Annotated in this window: 19 protein-coding genes; 7 read left to right on the plus strand and 12 right to left on the minus strand. The window is 41.5% G+C overall.

Going from position 1 to position 25,746, the window contains the following annotated elements; translation table 11 throughout:
- Nucleotides 1–80: 80 nt before the first annotated feature.
- Complete coding sequence (locus NCWK1_RS18360; protein WP_103125713.1) at nt 81–2,096, minus strand: heavy metal translocating P-type ATPase; 2,016 nt, start codon at nt 2,094–2,096, stop codon at nt 81–83.
- A gap of 1,382 nt (nt 2,097–3,478) precedes the next feature.
- Between NCWK1_RS18360 and lnt the strand changes: the two genes are divergently transcribed.
- The gene (lnt, locus tag NCWK1_RS18365; RefSeq protein WP_422730874.1) at nt 3,479–5,110 is read left to right on the plus strand and encodes an apolipoprotein N-acyltransferase; all 1,632 of its coding nucleotides are present in this window, start codon (nt 3,479–3,481) and stop codon (nt 5,108–5,110) included.
- 82 nt (nt 5,111–5,192) lie between these two features.
- Here lnt and NCWK1_RS18370 read toward each other — a convergent pair whose 3' ends face one another.
- Nucleotides 5,193–5,624: an ArsR/SmtB family transcription factor gene (locus tag NCWK1_RS18370; RefSeq protein ID WP_103125715.1), complete on the minus strand. Its 432-nt coding sequence runs from the start codon at nt 5,622–5,624 to the stop codon at nt 5,193–5,195.
- Between the two features lie 133 nt (nt 5,625–5,757).
- Here NCWK1_RS18370 and NCWK1_RS18380 point away from each other — a divergent pair, with 133 nt between their 5' ends.
- The 5 genes from NCWK1_RS18380 to NCWK1_RS18400 all read left to right on the plus strand — a co-directional run bounded on the left by NCWK1_RS18380 (nt 5,758) and on the right by NCWK1_RS18400 (nt 11,798).
- A complete protein-coding gene (locus NCWK1_RS18380) occupies nt 5,758–8,844 on the plus strand; it encodes a heavy metal translocating P-type ATPase (protein WP_245894932.1) in 3,087 nt (1,028 codons plus the stop codon).
- A 3-nt stretch (nt 8,845–8,847) separates the two neighbouring features.
- Nucleotides 8,848–9,771: a cation diffusion facilitator family transporter gene (locus NCWK1_RS18385; protein WP_103125716.1), complete on the plus strand. Its 924-nt coding sequence runs from the start codon at nt 8,848–8,850 to the stop codon at nt 9,769–9,771.
- A gap of 202 nt (nt 9,772–9,973) precedes the next feature.
- Entirely contained in the window at nt 9,974–10,351 is a 378-nt protein-coding gene (locus NCWK1_RS18390) for a hypothetical protein (protein ID WP_103125717.1), read from the plus strand.
- Between the two features lie 79 nt (nt 10,352–10,430).
- On the plus strand, nt 10,431–11,096 hold the full coding sequence (locus tag NCWK1_RS18395; RefSeq protein ID WP_103125718.1) for a cation diffusion facilitator family transporter: 666 nt from the start codon (nt 10,431–10,433) through the stop codon (nt 11,094–11,096).
- A gap of 117 nt (nt 11,097–11,213) precedes the next feature.
- Nucleotides 11,214–11,798, plus strand: a complete 585-nt coding sequence (locus tag NCWK1_RS18400) for a hypothetical protein (protein ID WP_222838797.1) — start codon at nt 11,214–11,216, stop codon at nt 11,796–11,798.
- A gap of 29 nt (nt 11,799–11,827) precedes the next feature.
- Here the strand turns inward: NCWK1_RS18400 and sigB are convergent, their stop codons facing one another.
- From sigB to NCWK1_RS18435, 7 genes are all read right to left on the minus strand, one after another.
- Nucleotides 11,828–12,826, minus strand: a complete 999-nt coding sequence (gene sigB, locus NCWK1_RS18405) for a sigma-70 family RNA polymerase sigma factor SigB (protein ID WP_103125719.1) — start codon at nt 12,824–12,826, stop codon at nt 11,828–11,830.
- Between the two features lie 91 nt (nt 12,827–12,917).
- On the minus strand, nt 12,918–13,604 hold the full coding sequence (locus NCWK1_RS18410; protein WP_103125720.1) for a SanA/YdcF family protein: 687 nt from the start codon (nt 13,602–13,604) through the stop codon (nt 12,918–12,920).
- Nucleotides 13,605–13,766: 162 nt separating this feature from the next.
- Nucleotides 13,767–16,958 carry an efflux RND transporter permease subunit gene (locus tag NCWK1_RS18415; RefSeq protein ID WP_103125721.1) on the minus strand — a complete coding sequence of 1,064 codons (3,192 nt, stop codon included), beginning with the start codon at nt 16,956–16,958 and terminating at the stop codon, nt 13,767–13,769.
- A 228-nt stretch (nt 16,959–17,186) separates the two neighbouring features.
- A complete protein-coding gene (locus NCWK1_RS18420) occupies nt 17,187–17,753 on the minus strand; it encodes an IS630 family transposase (protein WP_103125322.1) in 567 nt (188 codons plus the stop codon).
- Nucleotides 17,754–17,758: 5 nt separating this feature from the next.
- Nucleotides 17,759–18,259, minus strand: a complete 501-nt coding sequence (locus tag NCWK1_RS18425) for a helix-turn-helix domain-containing protein (protein WP_103125321.1) — start codon at nt 18,257–18,259, stop codon at nt 17,759–17,761.
- Nucleotides 18,260–18,379: 120 nt separating this feature from the next.
- Nucleotides 18,380–20,068: an efflux RND transporter periplasmic adaptor subunit gene (locus NCWK1_RS18430; RefSeq protein ID WP_103125722.1), complete on the minus strand. Its 1,689-nt coding sequence runs from the start codon at nt 20,066–20,068 to the stop codon at nt 18,380–18,382.
- Between the two features lie 400 nt (nt 20,069–20,468).
- Nucleotides 20,469–20,861, minus strand: coding sequence for an ArsR/SmtB family transcription factor (locus NCWK1_RS18435; protein WP_017307573.1), 393 nt, complete (start codon nt 20,859–20,861; stop codon nt 20,469–20,471).
- A gap of 133 nt (nt 20,862–20,994) precedes the next feature.
- Between NCWK1_RS18435 and NCWK1_RS18440 the strand changes: the two genes are divergently transcribed.
- Nucleotides 20,995–23,511: a heavy metal translocating P-type ATPase gene (locus tag NCWK1_RS18440; RefSeq protein WP_187308179.1), complete on the plus strand. Its 2,517-nt coding sequence runs from the start codon at nt 20,995–20,997 to the stop codon at nt 23,509–23,511.
- 57 nt (nt 23,512–23,568) lie between these two features.
- Here the strand turns inward: NCWK1_RS18440 and NCWK1_RS18445 are convergent, their stop codons facing one another.
- The 3 genes from NCWK1_RS18445 to NCWK1_RS18455 all read right to left on the minus strand — a co-directional run bounded on the left by NCWK1_RS18445 (nt 23,569) and on the right by NCWK1_RS18455 (nt 25,742).
- Complete coding sequence (locus tag NCWK1_RS18445; protein WP_103125724.1) at nt 23,569–24,267, minus strand: phosphatase PAP2 family protein; 699 nt, start codon at nt 24,265–24,267, stop codon at nt 23,569–23,571.
- A 253-nt stretch (nt 24,268–24,520) separates the two neighbouring features.
- The gene (locus NCWK1_RS18450; RefSeq protein ID WP_017307576.1) at nt 24,521–24,904 is read right to left on the minus strand and encodes a DUF1634 domain-containing protein; all 384 of its coding nucleotides are present in this window, start codon (nt 24,902–24,904) and stop codon (nt 24,521–24,523) included.
- Between the two features lies 1 nt (nt 24,905).
- Nucleotides 24,906–25,742: a sulfite exporter TauE/SafE family protein gene (locus tag NCWK1_RS18455; RefSeq protein ID WP_026081539.1), complete on the minus strand. Its 837-nt coding sequence runs from the start codon at nt 25,740–25,742 to the stop codon at nt 24,906–24,908.
- Between the last annotated feature and the right edge of the window lie 4 nt (nt 25,743–25,746).

Here is a 25,746-nt window from a genome sequence, read left to right on the forward strand (position 1 = left end):
TTTAACTCAAAATGCAGTTAATGAAAGACATTAGTTACAAGAGCAGGTTGCAAGTATCTATCAGCGTTGTTATTTCCAGATCAATTCGTGCTCATGACTCGGGTTGAGTTAAAGATGGCAACTAAAGCGACGCCGACATCCGCAAAAACTGCCTCCCACATGGTTGCAACTCCAAGAATACCCAGTACGATAAATACAGCTTTGACAGACATGGCAAAAATAATATTTTGCCAAACAATTTGATGAGTCTTTCTGCCAACTTTTATTGCTTCAGCTACTTTTGAAGGTGCATCTGTCATGAGTACAACATCAGCCGTTTCAATCGCCGCATCAGAGCCTAGCCCACCCATCGCCATACCCACATCGGCTCTAGCAATAACGGGTGCATCATTAATTCCATCACCGACAAAGACAACCTTATGATCTTTTCCAGCTGCTTGAAGGAGTTTTTCAATTGCATCAACTTTTCCTTCAGGCAGTAACCCAGCTACGTAAGAATCTAGACCCAACCTTTGAGCAATATTTGCAGCGACTGCCTCATTATCTCCCGTTAACATCACGATTTGCTTAACACCCAGTTTCTTTAGGGCAATAATTGCTTGTGCCGCATCTTCCTTAATTTCGTCAGCAATCAGAATATACCCAACATAGCGATTATCTACCGCTAAATGGACGACTGTACCCTCAACATTGCAGGCATTGTGTTCAATGTTTTCTAGATGCAACAGGCGGTCATTTCCAGCAATAACTACCTTGTTTTGTACCTTAGCTCGGATGCCGTGACCGGCTATTTCTTCGTAATCTTGAACTTCAGATAAATCAATCTTTTTCCCGTAGGCTTCTCGGATAGATTGAGCGACAGGATGATTAGATTGCGATTCTACCTTTGCAGCCAAAGCAAGTAGCTCGGCTTCGCTAAACCCATTCTGAGGTTGAATTTGCGTTACTTTGAAAACACCTCTAGTCAGGGTTCCTGTTTTATCAAAAACGACTGTCTTAACGGCTGTGAGCGTATCTAGGAAGGTAGAGCCTTTGACTAAAATCCCTCGCTTGGCAGCACCCCCAACACCACCAAAGTATCCCAGTGGGATGCTAATGACGAGTCCACAGGGGCAAGAAATAACTAACAGGATGAGGGCGCGGTAAACCCATAGATATCGATCAGCTGCGGTTGCTCCTGAAATAAATAGAGGGGGAAGTAGAGCCACTGCTAGTGAGCCAAAAACGACAAATGGGGTATAGTATCTGGCAAACTTGGTAATAAATTTCTCGGTATTAGCTTTTTTACTAGAGGCATTTTGTACCAGTTCCAAAATCCTAGAGATTGAAGACTCACCAAAGAGTTTGGTAACTTTGATACTGAGAACGCCCGTTTTATTGATCATCCCAGCCATCACGGATTCTTTAACTTTCACAGTGCGAGGCACTGATTCTCCGGTTAAAGCCGATGTATCGAGTTGAGAAGTACCTTGTAAAATCTCACCGTCTAAGGGAATCTTTTCCCCAGGCTTGACAAGGATAACATCCCCGATCGCTACTTGATCTGGTGATACTTTTTCGATTTTTCCATTTGTCTGCAAGTTGGCATAGTCAGGGCGTATCTCTAAAAGAGATTTGATCGATTTTTTAGAACGACTAACTGCGACTTCCTGAAATAATTCGCCAACCTTGAAGAACAACATTACGCCGACGGCTTCTGGTAGTTTGTGAATGGCAATTGCGCCCAAGGTCGCCACAGTCATCAAGAAATTCTCGTCAAAGACTCTGCCTTTAAGGATGTTGCGACCAGCGCTAGTCAAGACATTCCAGCCACTTAAGAGATAGGCAAGGATGAAAACTAGATATTCACCAACCGAGTAAGGCGTATCGTGAAGTTGTTTTTCAAAAATTGAACCGAGGATAAACAGAATAACAACAAAAACAACAGGAGCTAGTTCCTTCTTGAGGCTGAAATCTCCGTCACCATGATTATGCCCGTGATCATGGTCATGGTCATCGTCATGGTCATGATTATGGACTCCGGGGTTGTGATTAACCTGACTATGATCGTCATCATGACCGCAACAATCCGAATGGTTTGAATGTGACTTTGGCATGATTGTATTTCTTTGAACAGCGAAGAACAGAGTTTGAAATCTGAAATGCTACAGGAGCAGAACCGATAACGGAGAAAACAGTTTTCTTATGTTTATCTCTAATTAATCTTAAAAATAGCTCCATAGCTAACTCAATAAGTTTTTTGATAAAGCTGCCCACTTCTTACTTAATTTATGTCAAAGATTTAGCTTTTAGTCAAGCTAAAATAATGGCTATAAATCTTGATTTTAGATGAAAACCATTGTTGATTCAACGTCTCAAGTCAAAATTAAATTATAATTTGGAGTGAGAACTATTATTATTCTATAAATCTCCGTGCGAGAATAAAAATCATTAACAATTTAGATATTAATAAGAATGATTTTTATTGTCAAAAATTGCTGTTTTAAGTAATGATTTCAAGGTACTAAAGGTACTACAGTAGTGTTCGATCACCAAACAGCTTCAGCTGTTAGCTGCTCTAATTTTTTTATGAGTGATATCTTTTTGTTTCAAGTATTGTGATACTGAATAGACAAAATCCAATATTTGTAGATAATGTTTAATATTAAAATAATTTATATTCAGTCAGGCAGATTAAAGGATTGACCCATTTGCTCCGCTGCTCATGTTTAGTTTTTAGTAAAAAGGCTCTTTGATTATACGCAGAGTTTTTGAGTATTAATTTTAGATATTTCAAACGTTTATATGTTTATAGCAGTCCTATTTGATTCGTGAAAAATATAAAATTTGAAAACGAACCGCAAAGTACGCTAAGAGCGCAAAGGGAAAAAAGAAGAAAGAGATATATAATTTTCACAAATGATTTAGGACTGCTATAGTTTTACAAAATTTGAACATATAGGAACCCGACTTGAATTTTGAAAGTATAGTGAGACTACAATTTTTGTTCAACAAGGCTTTTATCTTAAAAACTTTTCATTAATCGAACCGTAGTTCTAATATAAGGATATTTACTCCTTAGAGCTAATTTGTAAACTAGAGTAAAGTCTTTATCTCTTAAGGATTTCAGTGGTTTGAGCCAATCAAGCGTTTATTCTCTGAAAGTCATGCCTAGTACTGGATTAGGTATCCTTAAGATTTTATTTACGAATCAGCTCTTATTTAGGAACTAACTGACATAGCCCTTGTCTCCAATTAACAATCCATGAACTTTGAAATGGCACTATGCACTATATAGATGTTTCTCGTTTACTACCATTGGTAGAAACAAGTTAAAACCTCTTCACTGGCTCTAGAAGTGTATAAAACTTAAGGACAGTGTGGGTTATCTGATAACCGCAATTCCCATAGGAATAAAAACTTTTGCCGTGACCAACTTTGATAAATGAAGAATTATTATTCTGTCTTTCGCCTTCTGCCTTCTAACTTCTACCTGCCAATGGTAAGTGGTATCTTGATGGGACTTAGTATCGTGCCCGTGGGGGCATGGCCTCTAGCATGGATTGCCTTGGCTCCTCTCTGGGTATTGGTTATTACCAGAGCGAAGCAGAAAAAGCCCTTAACCCTCTTTTCGAGGAATGGGGAACCCAAACGCCAAGAGCGTACATCCTTCGTTTTTCATCCTTCAGTTTGGTGGGGCATTGGCTATCACGGACTTGCACTGTCCTGGATCACTGGAATTCACCCTATGACTTGGATGGGAGTGAACTGGTGGGCAAGCTTGGCGATCGCCCTCTTTTGCTGGCTTTTCATCACCTTCTGGGGAACTGCATTAGTCGTCATCTGGGCAGTTGGGATGACGTTTCTCTGCCCACTTTTAATTCCTCCCAATTCCCAATTCCCCAATTCCCCAATTCCAATATGCTATCGTGTCCTAATTGGCGTTGCGCTGTGGTGTAGTCTTGAAGCAATCTGGAGCACTGGGCCACTGTGGTGGACTTCCCTGTCTTTTACTCAGAGTCCCTATAATCTGGCGATTTTGCATTTGGGTCAACTCTCTGGCCCTAGTACTGTTACAGCTGCGCTCGTAGCAGTAAATGGATTGATGGCAGAGGCGTGGATTAACCGTGGCAAAGATACGATTTATCACATTTCCATAAGCTTAAATTCCATCCACCTTAACTTGAGCTATTTAAACCTAGCCATTGGCCTATTGGTGGGGTTGCACCTGCTCGGATTTGGACTGTACAGCCATCCTCTCAGAGAGCAACCAGAGGCGGCATTGAAGATGGGCATTATTCAGGGGAACATTCCCAACAACATCAAGCTTTTCTCAGAAGGTAAGCGTCGAGCTTTGGAAAGATACACTAATGGCTATCAGACTTTAGCAAACCAAAGAGTCCAGGCGGTTTTAACACCAGAAGGAGCCTTACCATTTTTTTTGAATGAATTAAAGCGCAAGTCATTCTATTTAGCCATTTTGGATAAAGGCGTTGTTACCTGGGTAGGAGCGTATGGAGAGCGGGGGCGTGCTTATACAAATAGTTTATTTAGTATCATCGGCACTGGCGAAACTTTCAGTCGTTATGACAAAGTAAAGCTGGTACCTTTGGGGGAGTACATTCCCTTTGAGCAAGTTTTAGGCAGTATCATTAATAGGCTTTCACCTTTGAAGGCTAACCTAGTTGCTGGGGAGCCAAACCAGCTATTTGAGACACCTTTTGGTCGAGCAATTGTGGGGATTTGCTACGAGTCGGCTTTTGCCCAGCATTTCCAACGTCAGGCAGCAGCAGGTGGGCAGTTTATCCTCACAGCATCTAACAATGCCCATTATAGTAAAGCAATGCCAGCCCAGCACCATGCTCAGGATGTAATGCGGGCTATTGAAACTGACCGCTGGGCAGTTCGAGCCACAAATACAGGCTATTCCGGCATCGTAAACCCTCATGGTAGAACTTTATGGATTTCTAGGATTAATACTTATGATGTTCATACACATACAGTTTATCGGCGGCATACGCAGACCTTATATGTGCGTTGGGGCGATTGGCTAACACCGATGTTATTGGTGAGCATTATCACGGGCATCAGCATTAGGTATGTTAATTTAGATGACTGGTTAAGTAAGTAACTAGTAGCTACTTCCCTTTAATCAGTACTCATCGTAGATCAAAAAAATAAAAAAGCAAAGTTTTTCTTAACATTTTTGAAAGCTAAACACGTTGCGTAACAAAGTTTGTACTTGTATTATTTTCATCTAAATGTTCCTCTACAGAACGGTACAGGTCAATGATATGACTGTCAGCCACAGTGTAATAGACATTTTTACCTTCTCGACGATAGTTGACTAAACGCATCGCTTTAAATAATCGCAGTTGATGACAAACAGCTGATTCGGTCATTTTTGTTAATGCGGCTAAATCGCAAACACACAACTCTTGGTTAGCCAAAGCTGAGAGGAGGCGTAGGCGATTCGGATCTGCCAGGATTGCAAAAACTTCTGCTATTTGCTGTGCTTTAGAAGTTGCTAATATTTGCGTTTGAGTTGAACGCACATTATCTAAATGCACCAAATGAATATCACAGCTTGGCACATCAGAGTTTTGTCGGTTGTCGAAGTCTTGTTTTGCCTTGCCCTTGTTCATGGTGTTGTGCGTAAGTAATGGTTATCAATTCCAATCATACCTAAAATGAGAATCATTGTACAATTGAATAGTTTATCAATTGTTGTAGTAAGATATTGAAAGTTAACTTTGTAGTTTTTTATGTAAAGCTGCCATGACTAAAACCCCTTCCTTCAAAACCCAGTTTTTGCAAGTTGATGGTATGGACTGCGGAGGCTGTGCTAAGAAAATTGAAGCAGACTTACAGCAGTTGCGCGGCGTGATGGGAGTGTCGGTGAGCTTTGCAACTGCAAAAACCGAAGTTTTATATAACCCGGAGATCCTGAAAGAAGCTGAAATTATAAATCGTATAACTGCCTTGGGTTATACAGTTGAGCAGAGTAGTGAAGTAAAGTCTCATAATCACAGCGATTCTTGTGAAGGTGAACACGACCATAATCACGATCGCAGTGATGTTGAAGTGGCCGTTATTGGAAAACTACAGGCAAGAGTTGGTGGAATGGACTGTGGTAACTGTGCCAAAACTGTTGAAGCTGGCTTGCAGCAAATCGCCGGGGTTTTAGAGGCATCGGTTAACTTTGCGACTGAAGGAATGCATGTATCTTACGATCCGCAACAGGTTAGTGAAAAAACAATTTCCGACCGAGTAAAAGCTTTGGGTTATACGGTTGAACAAAGCCATGAGGTAAAGCCCCATAATCACACCCCTGACTGTAATGGCAACCACGACCATCATCACACCCACTCCCGTGACAGCGACCATGAGCATTTGGAAGTAGCTTCTCCTCAAAAACTACAAGCAAAAATCGGTGGGATGGACTGTGGCAGTTGTGCCAAAACAGTTGAGGTGGGCTTGCAGCAAATAGCAGGCGTTCTTCAGGTATCAGTCAGCTTTGCAACTGGAAGATTGCAAGTATCTTACGATCCGCAACAGATTAATGAAAAAACAATTTCCGACCGAGTTAAAGCTTTAGGTTATACGATTGAGCAGAGTCAGGATGTAAAGCCGCATAATCACACCCCTGACTGTAACAGCGACCATGGCCACGTTAAAGCGGGCATTAGTAAAAAGTTACAGGCCAAAGTCGGTGGGATGGATTGTGGCAGTTGTGCCAAAACTGTTGAAGTTGGCTTGCAGCAAATCGCTGGAGTTTTAGAGGTATCGGTTAGCTTTGCGACTGAAAGAATGCAGGTATCCTATGACCCCCAACAGGTAAATGAACAGACAATTTCAGATCGAGTTCGGACTCTGGGTTATACATTTGAACAGATTGGTGAGGCAAGCTCTCATCAACATACCCACACTCGTAACCACGATAATTCAATCTCGAAACCAACTCAAAAACGCGACCCAGCAAGCTGGAAATTCTGGATTAACAACCGCCGAGGACAGAGCGTAATTTTAGCGGGAGTGGGGTTAGTCCTGGGTTTGCTGACTCAACATTTGGCACTATCGGTTTGGATAGCAAGGGCTTTTTATGGAATTGGCATAGTAATTGCAGGCTATCCTATTGCACGGGCAGGTTTGTTTGAGTTGCGCTTGCGCCGCGCCGATATGAATCTGCTGATGACCATCTCAGTTATTGGGGCAGTGATCTTGGGGGACTGGTTTGAAGCAACGCTAGTCCTGTTTCTGTTTTCTTTGGGTACAACACTGCAAGTTTTCACCTTTGGTCGTACGCGCAATGCTATCAGCGCTCTCATGGATTTAACTCCACCTACTGTTACTGTCAAGCGGGGAAATAAAGAAGTTACAGTTCCCGTTGAAAGTGTTCAAGTTGGTGAAATTTTGACGCTTCGACCCGGAGGGCGCGTGGCGTTGGATGGCATAGTTATTTCTGGCAGCAGTGCCATTGATCAATCGCCAATTACAGGAGAGTCAATTCCAGAAGATAAAGCTCCAGGCGATACTGTCTTTGCTGGGACGTTGAATCAATCAGGCTTTTTAGAAGTTAAAGTAACTCACACTGTTAGTGATACAACTGTTTCTAAAATTATTCATTTGGTAGAATCAGCTCAAGGGAGTCGCGCTCCTTCTCAGCAGTGGGTGGATCGCTTTGCAGAGATATACACCCCAATTGTAATTTTGATTGCGATCGCCATTGCCTTAATTCCGCCCTTGGCTTTTGCTCAACCTTTTAACGTCTGGGTTTATCGGGCGCTAGTGATGTTAGTAATAGCTTGCCCCTGTGCTTTAGTAATTTCTACTCCTGTTTCAATTGTCAGCGCCATTGGTGCAGCAACTCGTAAGGGCGTTTTGTTCAAAGGGGGTAATGCGCTGGAAACCGCCGGACGTTTGACTACTTTTGCTTTTGATAAAACTGGTACGATTACGCAAGGGCTACCCGTTGTACAAAAGGTTTATGACCTTGGCAAGGTAAGCGCAAACATGGTGTTACAGATTGCAGCTTCACTTGAGCAACAGTCTGAGCATCCGCTCTCCAAGGCAATTGTAGCCAAAGCTCATGAGCAAGGCATGGAGTTAGAAACACCTATTAAATTTACAGCACTACCTGGGAAAGGGATTCAGGCGAACTTGAGGGAGCAGTTGTACTTCATAGGCAATCAAAGGTTGTTTTTAGACCAAGGTATTCGCTTATCTGGTGATGCTGAATCTCTGTTGGCTGAAATTGAGCAACTCGGTCAAATTCCGGTGTTAGTAGGGACGAACGAAGGTTTATTAGGAGCGATCGCACTTTCCGATGGCATCCGCTTGGAAGCGACAGAAGCCTTGCGACAGTTGAGGCGGGTTGGATTAAAGCGGTTGGTGATGTTGACAGGCGATCGCACTGCTGTTGCTAAACAGATTGCCCAGCAAGTTGGAATTACAGAGTACCGAGCAGAACTACTACCCGAAGATAAACTTGAAGAAATTCAACTCCTGCGTCAAAAGGGAGTAGTAGGTATGGTTGGGGATGGTATTAACGATGCCCCTGCACTTGCTGCTGCGGATATCAGTTTTGCGGTTGGTGGAATTGATATTGCTTTGGAGACAGCAGATGTCGTGATTGTGGGAAGTGACCTCAGACGACTTGCTTATGCAGTAGAACTAAGCCGTCGCACTGTATCTGTAATTCAACAGAATGTTGTCTTTTCTTTAGTAACAAAAGGTTTGTTTCTGCTATTGGGAACCTTTGGATTTGTTGGGTTAGCTGTAGCCGTTTTAGCAGATACAGGAACTTCCTTATTAGTTACTGCAAATGGAATGCGGCTATTTAAAACCAAGACTGTTAAGGATTAAGCAATGGTACACAACCACAGCCACAAGCATCAGGGACATGAACACGGACAGGGCAACTACAACCGCGCTTTCGCAATTGGTACTGCCCTCAATATCGGATTTGTGATTGTTGAAGCAATCTATGGCTACCGAGCAAACTCGCTGGCTTTGGTTGCCGATGCTGGTCACAATTTGAGTGATGTATTGGGACTACTATTAGCTTGGGGAGCAAGTGCCCTCACCCAGCGACCCCCAACCAGACGGCATACCTACGGATTGCGTCGTTCCTCAATTTTAGCGGCTCTGATCAACGCACTTGTTCTCCTTCTAGCGATGGGTGCGATCGCTTGGGAAGCAGTTCGCCGCTTTAGCGAACCTAGCTCAGTATCGGGAGGTACAGTCATCGGCGTTGCTGTAGTAGGAATTATCATCAACACAGTTACTGCCTTGATGTTTATGTCCGGTCGTCAAAAGGACTTAAATATTCGAGGAGCATTTCTGCACATGGCGGCTGATGCCGGAGTTTCGTTGGGGGTTGTATTAGCTGGCATCGCCATTGTTTTCACTGGCTGGTTGTGGTTTGACCCAGTTGTGAGTTTAATTATCGTTGTCGTTGTCGTAGTTGGAACCTGGCAACTGTTGAAAGACTCTCTAAACCTGGCATTAGATGCTGTACCAGCAGGTATTGAACCGCTTGCCGTCCGTACTTACCTAGCTGAACTCCGCAATGTAGCTGGTGTCCATGACCTTCATATTTGGGGTATGAGTACCACAGAGACAGCCCTTACAGCTCACTTGGTAATGCCCACAGGACATCCCGGCGATGCTTTTTTAGTCCAGGTAAATCGAGAGCTTCAAGATCATTTTGGAATTGAACACACCACGTTTCAGATAGAAACTGGCGATCCGAGTTACCCATGTCCTCTTGCTGAAGAAAACGTTGTTTAAAACTAATTAAGTAAGGGTGGATAAACTTGTAGTTCACCAATTCAAAAATAATGGGTGTAAGTCCGGTAAAAGGGGAAAGGTTTATTTGCTTGGTCATGGTAATCGGTAAATTGAAACATAAGAGCATCTGGAGCAATAAATTTCTGTTTCTCTTTCTATCTCCTCGTTCTGCAATTTACTCTTAACTAAGACGGTAAATTTTATGGACACAGACATACTGCGATCGCTCCTGTGTTTTAGACTCCAACGCAGTTATCGTCATAAACGATCTGCATTCCGTCTTTACCAAGCCTTGGCTGAACGGGAAGCTTTGGTATATCGACGACAATTGTTACTCATCCTTGCTAGAAATGCCGAGAAATCTGCTATTAACTACGCCATCCGGTTATTACACTTGAATGTTATAGTACCCCAGGATTTAGATACTTGGAGCGAACGTCTTTGGTATTGGTTATTACTGCATAGCAAACTTCAATGGGTGATTGCCTGGATTGAGTGGCAACAACACAAAGATGCTAGGCTTTATATTCGGCTATTTCAAATGTATTCAATACTGTCACCGGCATTAAAACATCGTTGAGTATCCGTTATATTCCATTGCTTTAATTTTCATCTATCCTCAATTTTTAAATTAGAAGCTTTGAATGTAAAAAATAAAGATGAGTTTTACCAACCCAAAATTGCAACATTCCCACACCAAAACTGTAGATGATACGCAAAAGTTAAATTTACTTTGGGTAATTTTCGGGCTACGGAGTAGCTTATTTTTAATAGAATTAGGAGTTGGAATTGGGGGAGGTAGCCTGTCACTTTTAGCAGGTTCGGGACACCTATTTTCCGATGTGGTGACTTTGGGATTGACAGTGTTAGTGGTTTGGTTAACAGAGCGTCAATCTTCAGGTGAAACGAATTTTAAGTACCAGCAAATAGAAGCTTGGATAGGGTTACTAAATGGGGTGAGTTTAGTAACTTTAGCTGGTTTCATTGCTTTAGAAGCTGTGGAACGTCTTCAAAATCCTCAACCTATATCAGGCTTACCCATGCTGATTGTAGCTACCTTGAGCATAGTAATTAACGGTTTGAGTATCCAACCATTGCACAAACACAGTCATCATGATTTAAATCTGCGGGGAGTTTTCTTACACGGGATTGCTGATGCTGGCAGTTCTATCGGTGTAATTCTGGCTGCTGGTTGTGTTTATTTTTTTAATTGGCTATGGGCAGATGCAGTATCTAGTTTACTAGTTGCCTTGTTTTTGAGCATCAGTGCTATTTCTCTAATTAAAGATAGTCTGAGGCAGTTTCAACTTACTTGCAAGCTATGACGTTCGGTTCAGTTTGACACCTTGTCTCTTGACAGAAGCGATCGCTATAGTTAAGAATTCGACTACCAGCTGCCATGCACCACAATGTCACACCAATCAAAGATTAATATAAGCTTGATGGGAGCGGTATTTCTGTCACTGCTCGTCACCCCAGTGTTAGCACATAACATTCAACTATCGGGGGATGTGGCTGGTACTTGGCACGTTGAACCAAATCACAGTCCCAAAGCAGGAGAAACAGCGAGAGTCTGGGTTGCACTCACCCGCAAGGGAGGGAAAATCTTGCCAGTGTCGGAGGCGAATTGCCAAATGGCTGTCTACTCTCAACCCCGTAAACAGGAAGATTCGCCTGTATTACAGCCTACGGTGCAAGCGATTTCAGTTGAGAGATATCAGGGTATTCCTGGTGCAGATGTTGTTTTTCCTAAAACAGGAGCTTATCAGTTAGAGTTAGCTTGCACTCCCAAAGTCGAAAGTAATTTTAAATCCTTCCAGATGCAGTATGAGGTAATAGTAGCTAGTGGTGTAGCAGCATCGACATCAGCACCAGTTACAAGTTCCCAAAAAATTGAGCAAGAATTACCATCAAGTCAGTCAACCAAGTCTGGGAATCAATGGTTTACCGGAGCTATGGCGCTCGGTGTCATGATTGCAGGTTTGGGAACCTTTTGGTGGCTAAAGCAAAGGACGAAAGTCAAATAACCACTACAAGCTTTCAAAATTAAGGAACATCAGCCAGCTAGATAGCTGCGTATGTTCATCCCATATCTTCGTAGAAGTGTGAGAGCTTGTTGTTCCACTTGTCGCACTCGTTCCCGACAAATGCCCATACGTTGACTAATCTGTACGAGGGTAAGTTCGTATTCACCTGCTAAACCAAAGCGCAAGATTAAGACTTCCTTTTGCTGGGGAGTCAGGTTTGCTAATAGGTTGTGAATGTCTTGATAGAGCAATTCTCGTTCGGCGTAGCGTTCGGGAGACATTCCATCATCCTTCAGCAGATCCTGTAATTGGGTATCCTGCTCAAACCCAATTCGCATATCTAAGGAAACAGGTTGACGAACAAGCTGCAAATATTCTCGAATCTGACTAGGTTCCAGATTGAGGGCTTGGGCGATTTCCGTCACGCCAGCAATGTAACCAAGCTTTTGAGATAACTCTCGTTGAACACGCTTAATTTTGTTCAGCTTATCAGCCATGTGAATGGGTAAACGAATGGTGCGGGATTGTTGTGTGATAGCTCGTGTAATTCCCTGACGAATCCACCAGTAAGCATAAGTAGAAAACTTGTATCCAAGAGTTGGATCAAATTTCTCTACCCCTCGTTCTAGCCCCAATGTACCTTCTTGAATTAAGTCTAGAAACTCAATATTGCGTTTCTGGTATTTTTTAGCAATAGACACCACCAGCCGCAGATTAGCCTGAATCATCTTCTGCTTGGCAATTTTTCCTTGACTGAGTTGTTGCAGCAGCACATCTTCTTTCAACTGCATCTTGTTAGCCCATTCTTGCAGAGTGGGTTCACGCTGTAATTTTTCAGATAGTTTTTCCTTCGCAGTAATAATTGCTATCATTTGCTGAACTTGTTGAGCAAAAAAAATTTCTTGCTCATGGGTTAACAGAGGTATACGTCCAATTTGATGAAGATAGATACGCACTATATCTGCTGTAGATGAAAATTCGTTATTCTTGCTCTTAAGTTTAGTCACTTGGGATGTTGAATTAGGCATAAATATGTTAGCCTCAATTGAATAAAATCAAATGTTTACATAAAAATAAATAAGCACAAAATAATCGAGATGATAAATTTTAAAAACTTCATCAATTAATTGGTTCAAACTGTCCTAAAAAAGTAGGTCGGGGACGGGTAATGTCAACTTCCCACAAAGCCTTGACATTCGCTAATGATTCTCGTAATAAATCGGGAATCATTCCTCGTAGTCCATAAATTTCTATATCTGGAGTTCCTAAACCAACTGTCTTCAGTCCTAATTGGCGACAGGTATAAACAGTGCGGGGAAGATGATAATTTTGAGTGATGACAACAGCTTTATGTACACCAAAAACCTTATGAGCGCGATAACAACTCTCATAAGTGCTGAAACCTGCATAATCTAGGGTAATGTTTTTCATCGGTACACCCAGATCATGGGCATATTTCAGCATAGACCTGACCTCATTATAGGAAACTGTACTGTTATCTCCTGTCATCAAGAGTTTACTAATCTTTCCCATTTTATAAAGTTTGACAGCAGCTTCTACACGGTCTGACAACATGGGTGTGGGATTACCATTGGGAAGAATTCCTGCACCGAATACTATTGCAACCTGTTCTTTTGGGACTAATTCTGGTTGAAGGTAGCGGGAGCCATTCGTCATTAAACCTATATAAGCCGTTGCTATTAAAGGTTTTGCTAATACACTAATTACTAAACCTAGCAAAATCCATCGCAGGTAACGGAACAACTTGAAATATTTTCCCCCTATACTTTTTTCAAAAAATCTCATAAAAGTGATATTGTACAGAGTATTTTATTGAATCAGCGATGCCCATTATTGGAAGTTTATGTGTACCTATAATTAATTCTTATGTTATCAGCCAGTAAAGAATTCACTGGCTCTAATTTAGCAAAATTACTGTTCCATCTGCGCTTAACTTAGTGATGCTAATTAATTCTCCAACACCACCCCAGCTACCTTCCCATTTTCCTCAACAACCGCACTTCGCTTAGGTAATAAAAACCTACCAAACTTCGAGTACAAAGCAGGTAAAACCAGCAAGGTTAATGCTGTAGAAGTAAACAAACCACCCAAAACCACTATCGAAAGTGGCTGTAAAACTTCCTTACCTGGCCCCACTGCAATTACTAACGGTACTAATCCCAAAGCGGATGTGAAGGATGTCATCAAAATAGCATTTAGTCTTTCCATTGACCCGGCTATAATAATTTCTTTTGACGACATTCCGCTAGCAAATTTAGTAGTGTAATTGTCTACTAAAAGTAGTCCGTTGCGAGTAGCTACACCAAATAAAGTCACAAAACCTACCAAGGAAGCGACTGAAACAACGCCCCCTGTTAGTGCCACAGCAATTACACCTCCGACTAAAGCGATGGGCAAGTTAATCATGATCATTGCTGTAGAAGCAATGGATTTGACAGAAAGATACATTAATACCGTAATCACTACGAAGGAAATGGCACTGAAAATCAAAATATTTTGTGAGGCTCTTTCTTCGGCTTCAAATTGACCGCCATACTGAATAAAGTATCCAGAGGGCAATTGCACTTGTGCCTTGACTTTATTTTTAATTTCATTGACTACCGATCGCAAATCTTTGCCCTGAGCATTAGCAGATACTACAATTAGACGGGAAACATTTTCCCTGTTAATGGTATTTGGGCCAGTGCCATAGGTAACTTTAGCCACGTTAGCTAAAGGAATTTTATTTCCTCCTTCATTTCCACCTTGGGAAGGGGTATCAACTAACAAATTTTCAATTGTTTGTAAATTATTACGGTATTCTGACTGTAACCAGACAATTAAATCAAAACTTTGTTGCTTATCCAAAACTTGCGATACTACTTTACCATTGAGCGCAGTTTCGACAAGTTCAGATAGTTGCCCAACTGTTAAACCATAACGTGATGCGGCAACACGGTCAAATTTTATTTGAATCTGTTCGATGGGAACTTGCGGTTCTAATTGTAAATCTACAAGCCCAGACACGGATGACATTGCACTTTCAACTTGTTGACCAATTTGGCGGAGTTCTTCTAAGTCTGGTCCAAATATTTTCACAGCAATTTGACTTCTTACTCCAGATAATATTTCATCAATTCTGTGAGAAATAAATCCACCAATATTTGCAGCAGCACCCGGTACTTTATTAAATTCTTCCCGCAACCATTCTACTGTTTCTTTACGCTTTTCCATTCCTTTGTCACTCAGCCCAATATCGAGATGACCAAGATTTACGGGTGCGGCATCTGGATCACTAGGGGCGCGTCCTGCGCGTAACTGCACATATTTTAACCTGGGATCATCTTTGAGTTTATTCTCCAACACAAAGGCGGCACTGTTAGTAGCTTCTAAAGATGAACCTGGATAAAGAGCTAAAGTATTGACCAAAGTTGATTCTTGAAATTCTGGTAAAAAAGCCCGTCCCAAAGCTGGAAAAATCACCATTGCCGCTATCATCCCCGCCACAGCCCCAGAGATAATGATCATGGGACTGCGGATAGCAAAATTTAAACAAGGATAATACAGCCGCTTGAAAATTCGGGGTATTAATGGTTCTTTTAACGGCATTTTTCCGTGTGGAAGTAAAATTGCACACAAAGCCGGACTCAATAGTAATGATTCTAAACTGGAAACCATAACCACCACTAAATAAGTCATTCCCATTGGTCCAAAAATTCGGCCTTCTACACCTGCGAGGGCAAATATTGGAGAAAAGACGACAATAGTAATTAAAGTTGCACCGAGGAGAGATTCTCGGACTTCTTGTCCGCCTTCAAAAATGACTTCTAGTACCGGACGCGGATTGGCAGAATGTTTATTTTGGCGGAGGTTGCGATAAGTATTTTCTGCATAGACAATGGCATCATCAATTGCTGTCCCAATGGCGATCGCTAATCCGCCTAAAGTCATAGTGTTTAGCCCCAAGCCTAGCCAGGATAATATTTGTAAGGAGAACACAAAAGTCAAAACAAAATCTAACAAGCAAAGTGATAGAGTCCGCCAATTCATCAAAAAAGGAATGAGGATAAGTGCGGCAATAATACTACCTTCCACCAAGGCTGATCTAACATTTTCTACTGAAGCATCAATATAATCAGCTTGACGGAAGGTTGCATTTACTTTAATTCCTTTCGGTAAACCTGCTTCTAGCTCAGATATTGCGGCTTCAATCGCACGGGTGACGGTGGGAGTATCAGCTAGAGGTTGCTTATTCACCATCACCACTACAGCATCTTTACCATTTAAGCTGCCATCGCCTATCTTAATCGCACCGCCAATTTGAATTTCGGCAACATCTCCCAAGCGTACAGGCGTTCCTTGACGGGCAACAATTACAGATTGTTTTAAATCATCCAAGGATTCAATTCGACCAATTCCCCGAATCAGAGTTTGCTTGTCAGGGCTGATTAAAAAGCCACCAGGAGCATTGACATTTGCCCCCTGTACTGCTTCAGATACTTGCTGTAAGGATACATTAAAAGCTCTGAGTTTGTTTGGATATACTAATACTTGATACTGGCGTACATCACCGCCATACACTAGTACTTGACTAACGCCAGGAACTGCTAAAAGGCGGTTTGTAACTTGCCAATCAACGATTCGGCGTACTTCCATCAAGTCGATTTTAGATGTTGGGTTTTGGATGGATGTTTCTCCTTTCTGTCCCTCCTCTTCCACTGTGAAAGCATATTTTAATACAGTGCCGATAGGTGAACTGATAGGAGCGAGTCTTGGTGTTTCAATTCCTTCAGGTAGCTTACTTACTACTTGTTGCAGTCGTTCTTGTACTAACTGGCGGGCTTGATAGATATCTGTTCCCCAGCCAAAAACAACTCTGACTACAGAAAGTCCTGCTGAGGAGGAAGAACGAACTGCGCTAATCCCTGGTGTGCCGTTGATTGAGCTTTCAATTGGTAATGTCACCAGAGACTCTATTTCTTCAGGAGCGAGTCCGGGAGCTTCTGTTTCAATTTCGACCTGGGGAGGTGCAAAGTTGGGGAAAACATCCAACGGCATTTGCGGGATAGTATTAAATAATATGATTATTGTAGAAATAAGTGCCGCAATCACTACTAACCACCGTCGAGAAATTACCCATTTAGCAACTGTACTAATCATTATCTATTTAGTTGTTAATTGTTGTTGGTTATTAGTTGTTAATTATTTCAAATCCACAACTTTATAAGAGAGAATTTCAAATTCCACATTATTAATTTTTTGGCGCTGCTGAATTGAAGTATGAAATAAAAAATCAGGGATTTAAAACTCCTACTCTCTGCGCCACCCTGCGGGTTCTGCCTTCCCTACGGGACGCTACGCGAAAGCGGTACTGCGTGTTATACCAATTCACGAAAAATCTGATGCAAATAAAGCATCAAGAATAAAATCCCAACCTGTAATAGAAGCAACGATTGATGTGTTTAATTTCTCTAAACGCTTCCAGATAAAATACCTCAATTCATCTAACGTTCCAAAGCTTTCCCACGCCAAATGTCTTTTAACTTCCTCCCATAATCGCTCGATGGGATTAACTTGTGGTGTATGTGGAGGTTGAAACAATAAAATTATATTCTCTGGTATCTGAAGATGCTGACTAAAATGAAAAGCACCATTATCTAACTGAATGATATGTATATCTTGGGCATAAGTAGCAGAGAACTTTTCTAAGAAAACCTGAAAACAAGCTGCATTTAAATGAGAAAATTCCCAGATAAAGTATTCTCCAGTTAATGGTTCTACCAATCCATATAAATAAAAATTCTCTCGTTTCCATTGGATGATACCAACAGGCTTGGTACCTTTTATTGTAATTAATCTGCCAGCTTCAGTTTTCAACCCCACACGGCTTTCGTCCTCACACCAATATCTGATGCTTCTGTTTTTGTCTTTTTCTGGTATGACGTGTTTTTTAATTACTTCTAAGTATTGGGGAAGTTTTTTTTAAATTCTTCTTCCGCTTCTTCCTGGTGTTTTATACCTACTGCACGCGGCACTTTTAGCTTCGCTTTCATTTGATAACGCACCGTATCGTGTACTACTTTATATGAAGCTTCTACCCCCTCCACCGCTTTTAACCATGTTCGGATTTCTTCATAACTTTTGAATCCCTGGGGGTCATCCAGTTCTTTTAAAAGTTGCTCTCTTACTTCCGTGTTAATAATTGGTGGTCGCCCTGATCCCTTCTTTCTTGATACTAGACTGGTAATTCCCGACTCTGTATAAGCCTTTAACCACCTTTGTACCGTCGCACTCCCTCTTCCCAACACCACTGCCAAATCTTGTATTGTCTTTACATGCCCTATCTTCAGTAAATACAACGCGCTTATTCGTTCTTTCCCTAATGCTGTTTTTTGTTTTCTCAGCAGATCATGTAATTCCTCGGCTGACTCTTTTATTTTTACTTTGGTGACTCCTGCCATACACTTCTGCTCATATTTCTTCCCTAATTACCTTTATCATTTTTTTAGTGAAATGGTATTAGCGTTAGCGGGGCGTAGCCCGATAAATTCATACTCTTAATCAGCACCGCAAATTTTTTATTAGTAATTGGAATGAGTATCCTTGTCATTTTTCTCAACAGAAATGGCGGGAGTAGAGGAGCTTGGTTGTTTGTGGTTGTCGATATAAACCTCGGTTTCATAATTAAAACCGTCACCTACTGGTACTAAACGGGAACGGTTACGACGGCTAGACCAGAAACTACCAGCTAGGAAAGCCAAAGTTGCGATCACCACTCCTCCCCCTGCACCTAGTAACCATAAAGGTAGAGGGAAACTGTTAGCTTTAGCCTCAGTTTCCTCTGAATGTGCTTGTTCCTGTTCTTCTCCTTCGTTGGATTTACTACCACCCTTCAATGACTGTGCATAAAGTTGTGGCGCACGTTGGGTAACTACTGAATCTCCCTCGAATAAACCGCTTTTAATCTCAATTAAATCTCCAGAGGTTTGTCCTAACTCAACTTCAACAGATTGGAAGGCATTGCCGTTTCGGACATAGACCAATTTCTTATTATTTGCATCTACTACAGCAGACTGGGGAATTGCCAAAGTAGCTGTAGATGTCTGGTCTGTTACAACTTCAAGTTCGGCAAACATTCCGGGTTTTAGCTGCCCTCTAGCGTTATTGATTTCGGCTTGTACTGGTACTACTCGCGTTTCTCCTTCGACTACTGAGCCAATCCGTGTAATCCTGCCTATAAAGGTTTGATTAGGCACACTAGCAACCTTCATCCTTACCTGTTGACCTGTCCTCACTTTATCTAAATCTTTTTCATAGATATTCGCTGTGGCAAAAACCTGACTATCATCTGAGATCGTCATTAATTTACCACCCGCGTCCTGAAATGATTGACCGATAGTAACTTCCCTATCAATAACCTTGCCTGAAATTGGAGCCGTTACTGTGATTAGTCCTTTAGTATTAGCACGGTTTCCTAGTTGAGAAAGGCGAGTTTCATAAATAGCACTGCTGCGATTAATATTGGACTTTGCTAGGCTAACTGCTGCTTGAGCGCGTTTGAGTTGATTTTCAGCCGCAATGACATCGCGGCGGCTGTTGGCTGTGGTTAGTTTAGCTTTAGCTTCTGCTAGTTGGGTTTGAGATTCAAGAGCGTTGCGACGTGCCAAAGCACCTTCAGTGGCTAACACTTGATCTTTCTCATACTTTTCTTGAGCGAATGCTACTTGGCTTTGAGCTTGGGCGACTTCTGCTGCGGCTATTTGTTGATAGCGATCGTAATTTTGTTGAGCCAGCCTCAAGTCAGCTTCAGCCTGCTGTAAATCAGCCTGACCTTGTGCTAATTTGTCTTGAGATTCCACGCGCAATGTCACTAAATCTGGACTGGTTACAACAGCGACAGGTTGACCTTTCTTCACTGATGCGCCTGGCTCTACCAGCAGTTCAACTACTTTTACCCCTTGAATTGGGGTGGTGACTTCCACTTTCTGGCTAGGTAAGGTTTCAATCTGTCCAGTAGTTTTAATGCCGATAGCTAATCGTTGGCGTTGCACTGGTTCGACCTTAACTCCTAGCAATTTTGCGGTTTCTGCGTCAACTTCAACAGAACCAGGTGCTTCGCTTCCACTACCCTGAAATGAACTTGCACCGCTATGGTCGTGTCCAGCACCAGCCAAAACAGTAGTAGGAGTATTTAGTAGTAACAAACTCAACATTGTCAACGAAACATAACGCAGTGGAGCAGAACATTGAAACAAATTAGAGATTCCCATCGCTTGTTGTGTCCTAAGTTAGTGAGAAAGCAGAATCGTTTTGGATGTTGGCATTTAATGTGTAAATTTGGACTACCGCTTTCTTTAGGTAGTTACATCGCTTTTGTGAGTAGTTTAAGGAGTTTGAATAGTAGTCTTTTTCCAGTGTTTCATATCGATATGAAATTTGGGTGAAATTTTTAGTTGGAATTTTTGTTAGGAATAACTATGATATTTAGGCTATATTCGTGTTTAGAATTTTACATTATTCATAACTACAAAATACCTCAAAAATATATAATACATATACGCATTGGGATTGCTGTAGGCATACGCAAAGCATATATATAATTTTTTTTATGTATTTTGATTTTTATAGAATAAAATTGATAAACCAATAAGTTAAAACTTCAATATTTTATTAATTTAAATTTTCCACTAAAGAGCGATATAAGTTAATAACGTGACTGTCAGCCAAACTATAATAAACATTCCGACCTTCTCGACGATAGCTGACTAAACGCATAGCTTTCAATAACCGCAGCTGATGGCAAACTGCTGATTCACTCATTTTGGTTAATGCAGCTAGATCGCAAACACACAACTCACTAGAAGCCAAAGCTGATAGGAGGCGTATACGGTTTGTATCTGCTAACACCCCAAAAATTTCTGCCATTTGTTGTGCTTTATCTGTCGGTAAGATTTGAGCTTGAGATGAGCGTACATTATCTAGATGCACCAGATGAGTATCACAGGTAGGGGTGTCAGAACTTGGAATTAACTCTAAGTCCTGCTTTTTCTTGTGCTTATTCATAGCAAATTTTACTTAGCAATGGTTATCAATCTCAATAATACCTAAAATGATAACCATTGTACAATTGAATAGTTGTTCAATTGTTGTATTAGAATATTGGCAGTTAACTTTTTGCCTTGATTCTAAAGCTGCTATGACTCAAACTCCTTCCCTCAAAACCCAAACTTTGCAAGTTGGCGGTATGGACTGTGGAAGCTGCGCCAAGACAATTGAAGTCGCTTTGCAACAGTTACATGGTGTGACAGAAGCAACGGTAAACTTTACAACTGGTAAGGCTAGGGTTTCTTATGATCCAGAGGTATTGAGTGAAAAGAGTATCTATAACCAAATTAAAGGTTTGGGTTATACGATAGAGCAAAGTCATCAGGCGCAATCCCATCAGCATACTCATTCCTGTGGCGGTGAACACGACCATGACCACCAAAATCATGACCATAACGTAGATATAGTTTCTCTGCAAACGCTACAGCTACAAATTAGCGGGATGGATTGTAGCAGTTGTGCCAAAACCATTGAGGTTGGGGTGCAGAAGATCATAGGCGTACAAGAAGCATCAGTCAGCTTTGCCAGCGAAAGATTGCATATATCCTATGACCCACAATTGGTAAATGAGAAAGCAATTTATGACCGGATTCAAGATTTAGGTTACACGGTCGAGGAGGGTGTTGAAACAAGTTCCAATCATCACACTGATGCTTGTGGTCATGACCACGAGCATTCTCAGCCAATAAACAAGTCCAAACAAAAACAAAAATCCGACTTAACAAGCTGGAGATTCTGGATTGAAAATCGTCGAGGACAGAGTGTCATACTTGCAGGTATAGGTTTAGTTTTAGGTTTACTTACTCAGTATTTAGTGCTACCCATCTGGATTGCACGAGCTTTTTATGGCATTGGTATAGTAATTGCTGGCTATCCGATCGCACGGGCTGGTTTGTTTGAGTTGCGCTTGCGCCGCGCCGATATGAATCTGCTGATGACTATTTCGGTGATTGGGGCAGTGATTTTAGGAGACTGGTTTGAAGGGGGGCTGGTTGTCTTTTTGTTCTCTTTAGGCACAACATTACAAGTTTTCACCTTTGGTCGTACCCGCAATGCCATTCGCTCACTAATGGATTTGACTCCACCTACTGCTACAGTTAAGCGCGGGAATCAGGAATTTACAGTTCCGGTCGAAAGTATTCAGCTAGGTGAAATTTTGACAATTCGACCAGGAGGGCGTGTGGCGTTGGATGGTGTGGTTGTTTCTGGTAACAGTGCCATTGACCAGTCTCCAATTACAGGAGAGTCAATCCCAGAAGATAAAGCTGTTGGAGATACTGTCTTTGCTGGCACTTTAAATCAGACAGGCTTTTTAGAAGTCAAAGTTACGCACACTTCTAGCGATACAACCGTTGCCAAAATTATTAATTTGGTGGAACAAGCTCAAGAAAGCCGCGCACCTTCACAGCAATGGGTGGATAAGTTTGCACAGGTCTACACTCCGATAGTGATTTTAGCAGCGATCGCCATTGCTCTAATACCGCCCTTGGCTTTTGCTCAACCTTTTAACGTCTGGCTTTACCGCGCACTGGTCATGCTAGTAATTGCTTGTCCCTGTGCCTTAGTCATTTCTACCCCAGTTTCAGTTGTCAGTGCTATTGGTGCTGCAACTCGGCAGGGCGTTTTATTTAAAGGGGGTAATGCACTGGAAACTGCTGGACATCTGACTACCCTTGCTTTTGATAAAACTGGCACAATTACCCAAGGGCTACCCATTGTGCAGCAGGTTTATGATTTGGGGAAAGTAAGTGCAGATATGGTATTACAGATTGCCGCTTCCTTAGAACAACAGTCTGAACATCCCTTAGCAAAAGCTATTGTGGCAAAGGCTCAAGATTTAGGGCTGGAGTTAGCAACGCCTCTTGATTTTACCGCATTACCCGGTAAAGGGATTCAGGCAAACTTAAGTCAGATGTTGTATTTAGTTGGTAATCGACGGTTGTTTTCAGACCAAGGTATTTGCTTGTCTGATGAAGCTGAATCTTTGTTAACTGAAATTGAACAACTGGGTCAGATTCCGGTACTTGTAGGGACAAATGAAGGATTATTAGGAGCGATCGCACTCTCTGATGGTATCCGCTTGGAAGCAACAGAAGCCCTGCGACAGTTGAAGCGGGTTGGATTGAAGCAGTTGGTGATGTTGACAGGCGATCGCACTGTTGTGGCCAAGCAAATTGCCCAACAAGTTGGAATTACAGAGTATCAGGCAGAACTGTTACCTGAAGATAAACTGCAAGTAATTCAACAGTTGCGTCGTCACGGAGTAGTAGGTATGGTTGGAGATGGCATTAACGATGCACCCGCTTTAGCTACGGCAGATATTAGTTTTGCTGTGGGTGGAATTGATATCGCTTTAGAAACAGCAGATGTGGTGCTGGTAGGTAGTGACTTGAGACAACTTGCTTACGCAGTAGATTTAAGCCGACGTACTGTGTCAGTGATTCAACAGAATGTGGTTTTTTCTCTGGTAACTAAGGCTTTATTTTTGCTATTAGGGACTTTTGGGTTTGTTGGTTTAGCGATCGCCGTCTTAGCTGATACAGGAACTTCCCTGCTAGTAACTGCAAATGGAATGCGGCTATTTAAAACCAAAACTTTGAAAAATTAAGTAAATGACGCATATTCTACTGGAATGAGTAACGTTTAGCGAACGTTATTGAATGTTTTACTCTAGTAATTGCCCTTGCCTTAATCTCTGTAGTTTCAGCATCGTGATACATATCATTAACCACAAAAATCCAACACTATATCCTGCAATTACATCTGTGGGCCAATGGACACCTAAATATAGCCGACTAATCCCAATTACCGCTATTAGAATAACTGCGACAACATAGATTAGCCGCGAAAATTTAGGATAATTAGTAGCTAGTATATAGGCAATAAAACCATACATTACCATAGAGCCTAGTGCATGACCGCTAGGAAAACTAAAAGATTTTTCAGAAATCAAAAGTGTCCAAAGTTGCGGACGGGGTTTTGAAAAAAATAACTTTAAACCTGTATTTAGAGTTAACCCTCCTATACAAGTAAGCACAAAAATATATGTTTCTACTCGGTAACGTCGCCACCAAAGTATTCCTAAAGTCATTGCTGCGACTACTACTACTGTCTTGGGATTACCAAGATTCGTAATAAATAACATTAAATTATCAAGACTCGGATTGGCAAATTGATGTAACCATAATAAGAAAGATGTATCAAATGCAAAAGCTTCTTTTTCCAGAACTTCTTCAGCAAGCTTGGAGACAATAAACAAAATCAGTAGACAAACTATGAGTCCAACTACACCAATCGTGGCAATTAAAGGAGCTAAACGAGGATATATATGTCGTAACCAAAAGGTAGAAATTTTTCGTATCATTGAATTATGTCTAAATCTGTTATGAATTTATAGCTTACAAAATAATAGTCAAGAACTTGAAAAGATAATTTTAAATCAAAAATTTAGTTACTTTATTGAAACTAAGCTTTTAAGTACCTGGTTTAAAGTAATCTAGTAATCTATCCTCTGAATCTGCCCTTGCCAGAGCTACTACTACATAGGGCAGTGCAGCTAAATTGGGATACACTAAGTAACGAGGTTTCCAACTATGACTAAACTTAATTCTTATTTATTAACTACCTATAAAACTAATAATCAGCCCAGTCAAAACAATCAAAGTCAAAATAATATAGGTGATATCTCGCTGGCGGATAAAAGCTAATAGAGAAAAAGCAACTCTAGCAACAGGAGTCGCAATTAATAACAACAATCCAAGTTGAATAATGCCACGACGACGACCTGATAATGCTGAGTTTGCAACTCCTTCAGGAGAGCGAAAAGCTGGAGGTTCACCACGAAATATTTGATAATTAGGAGTTTCTTTGCCGTGATAAATTAGGTATAAAGCTCCACCAAGCAAGACTAAAGCTGAAGCTAAAAGTACGCCATATCTTAACAAATTACCGACCAAAATTTCGACTTGTCTTTCACTCAACTTGTGTCGATTTTGGGACATTTTAAATTCTCCCAATAAAGCCGTTAAAAATCATTTGAATAGCTAATAGCACAATGACTAAACTAAAAATATTTCTTAAAACGCCTACTCTTGCTTTTACTAATACCTTAGCTCCCAACAATGCGCCTAAAAGTACTCCTAACATGACAGGCATTGCTAGTCCAGGGTCAATGTAACCTCGTTTCAGATACACACCCGCGCTAGCTGCTGCTGTCACCCCAATCATAAAATTACTGGTAGTAGTAGAAACTTTAAACGGAATCCGCATGAATTGATCCATTGCTAGTACCTTAAGTGCGCCAGAACCAATACCAAGTAACCCGGAAAACACTCCGGCGACAAACATCAGACTAAATCCTACGGGAACAGCATGGACATTGTAAGGTTGTTCACCTGACTGTGTTGGGTAAGTGCTATTTAGCTTTAAACGAGTTGCTAAACGATCAGGTGGAGTATCAGCTGAGTGTTCAGGACGGGATTGACGCGAGAGATGGGCGCTGTAAAGTAAAACAAATCCAAACACCACAGCGAGTATTCTAGTGGAAACAAAAGCGGCTATGGTTGCACCTGCGATCGCTCCAAATGTCGTTGCTACTTCCAAGAACATTCCCAAGCGTAAATTAGTATAGCCTTCTTTGACGTAAGCAGAAGCAGCGCCGGAAGAAGTTGCAATTACGGATACTAGCGAAGCACCGATTGCGTAACGAATGTCAACACCAAAAACCAAAGTTAACAGAGGAACAAGCACCACTCCACCACCTAAGCCTGTCAACGCTCCCAAAAAGCCTGCCGTAGCAGAACTAATCCAGACTAGTAGAGTAAATTCTAAAACATTCAAGCGA

Origin of the sequence: Nostoc cycadae WK-1 (assembly GCF_002897135.1) — a bacterium.
Taxonomy (GTDB): domain Bacteria; phylum Cyanobacteriota; class Cyanobacteriia; order Cyanobacteriales; family Nostocaceae; genus Nostoc_B.

What these genes read in the sequence shown, in the direction of transcription:
- NCWK1_RS18395 (WP_103125718.1), top strand. Translation starts at nt 10,431, where the DNA reads ATGAGTTTTACCAACCCAAAATTGCAACATTCCCACACCAAAACTGTA.
- NCWK1_RS18385 (WP_103125716.1), top strand. Translation starts at nt 8,848, where the DNA reads ATGGTACACAACCACAGCCACAAGCATCAGGGACATGAACACGGACAG.
- NCWK1_RS18370 (WP_103125715.1), bottom strand. Translation starts at nt 5,624, where the DNA reads ATGAACAAGGGCAAGGCAAAACAAGACTTCGACAACCGACAAAACTCT.
- NCWK1_RS18380 (WP_245894932.1), top strand. Translation starts at nt 5,758, where the DNA reads ATGACTAAAACCCCTTCCTTCAAAACCCAGTTTTTGCAAGTTGATGGT.
- NCWK1_RS18390 (WP_103125717.1), top strand. Translation starts at nt 9,974, where the DNA reads ATGGACACAGACATACTGCGATCGCTCCTGTGTTTTAGACTCCAACGC.
- NCWK1_RS18425 (WP_103125321.1), bottom strand. Translation starts at nt 18,259, where the DNA reads ATGGCAGGAGTCACCAAAGTAAAAATAAAAGAGTCAGCCGAGGAATTA.
- NCWK1_RS18445 (WP_103125724.1), bottom strand. Translation starts at nt 24,267, where the DNA reads ATGATACGAAAAATTTCTACCTTTTGGTTACGACATATATATCCTCGT.
- lnt (WP_422730874.1), top strand. Translation starts at nt 3,479, where the DNA reads ATGGTAAGTGGTATCTTGATGGGACTTAGTATCGTGCCCGTGGGGGCA.
- NCWK1_RS18440 (WP_187308179.1), top strand. Translation starts at nt 20,995, where the DNA reads ATGACTCAAACTCCTTCCCTCAAAACCCAAACTTTGCAAGTTGGCGGT.
- NCWK1_RS18410 (WP_103125720.1), bottom strand. Translation starts at nt 13,604, where the DNA reads ATGAGATTTTTTGAAAAAAGTATAGGGGGAAAATATTTCAAGTTGTTC.
- NCWK1_RS18450 (WP_017307576.1), bottom strand. Translation starts at nt 24,904, where the DNA reads ATGTCCCAAAATCGACACAAGTTGAGTGAAAGACAAGTCGAAATTTTG.
- NCWK1_RS18400 (WP_222838797.1), top strand. Translation starts at nt 11,214, where the DNA reads ATGGGAGCGGTATTTCTGTCACTGCTCGTCACCCCAGTGTTAGCACAT.
- NCWK1_RS18435 (WP_017307573.1), bottom strand. Translation starts at nt 20,861, where the DNA reads ATGAATAAGCACAAGAAAAAGCAGGACTTAGAGTTAATTCCAAGTTCT.
- NCWK1_RS18415 (WP_103125721.1), bottom strand. Translation starts at nt 16,958, where the DNA reads ATGATTAGTACAGTTGCTAAATGGGTAATTTCTCGACGGTGGTTAGTA.
- NCWK1_RS18360 (WP_103125713.1), bottom strand. Translation starts at nt 2,096, where the DNA reads ATGCCAAAGTCACATTCAAACCATTCGGATTGTTGCGGTCATGATGAC.
- sigB (WP_103125719.1), bottom strand. Translation starts at nt 12,826, where the DNA reads ATGCCTAATTCAACATCCCAAGTGACTAAACTTAAGAGCAAGAATAAC.
- NCWK1_RS18430 (WP_103125722.1), bottom strand. Translation starts at nt 20,068, where the DNA reads ATGGGAATCTCTAATTTGTTTCAATGTTCTGCTCCACTGCGTTATGTT.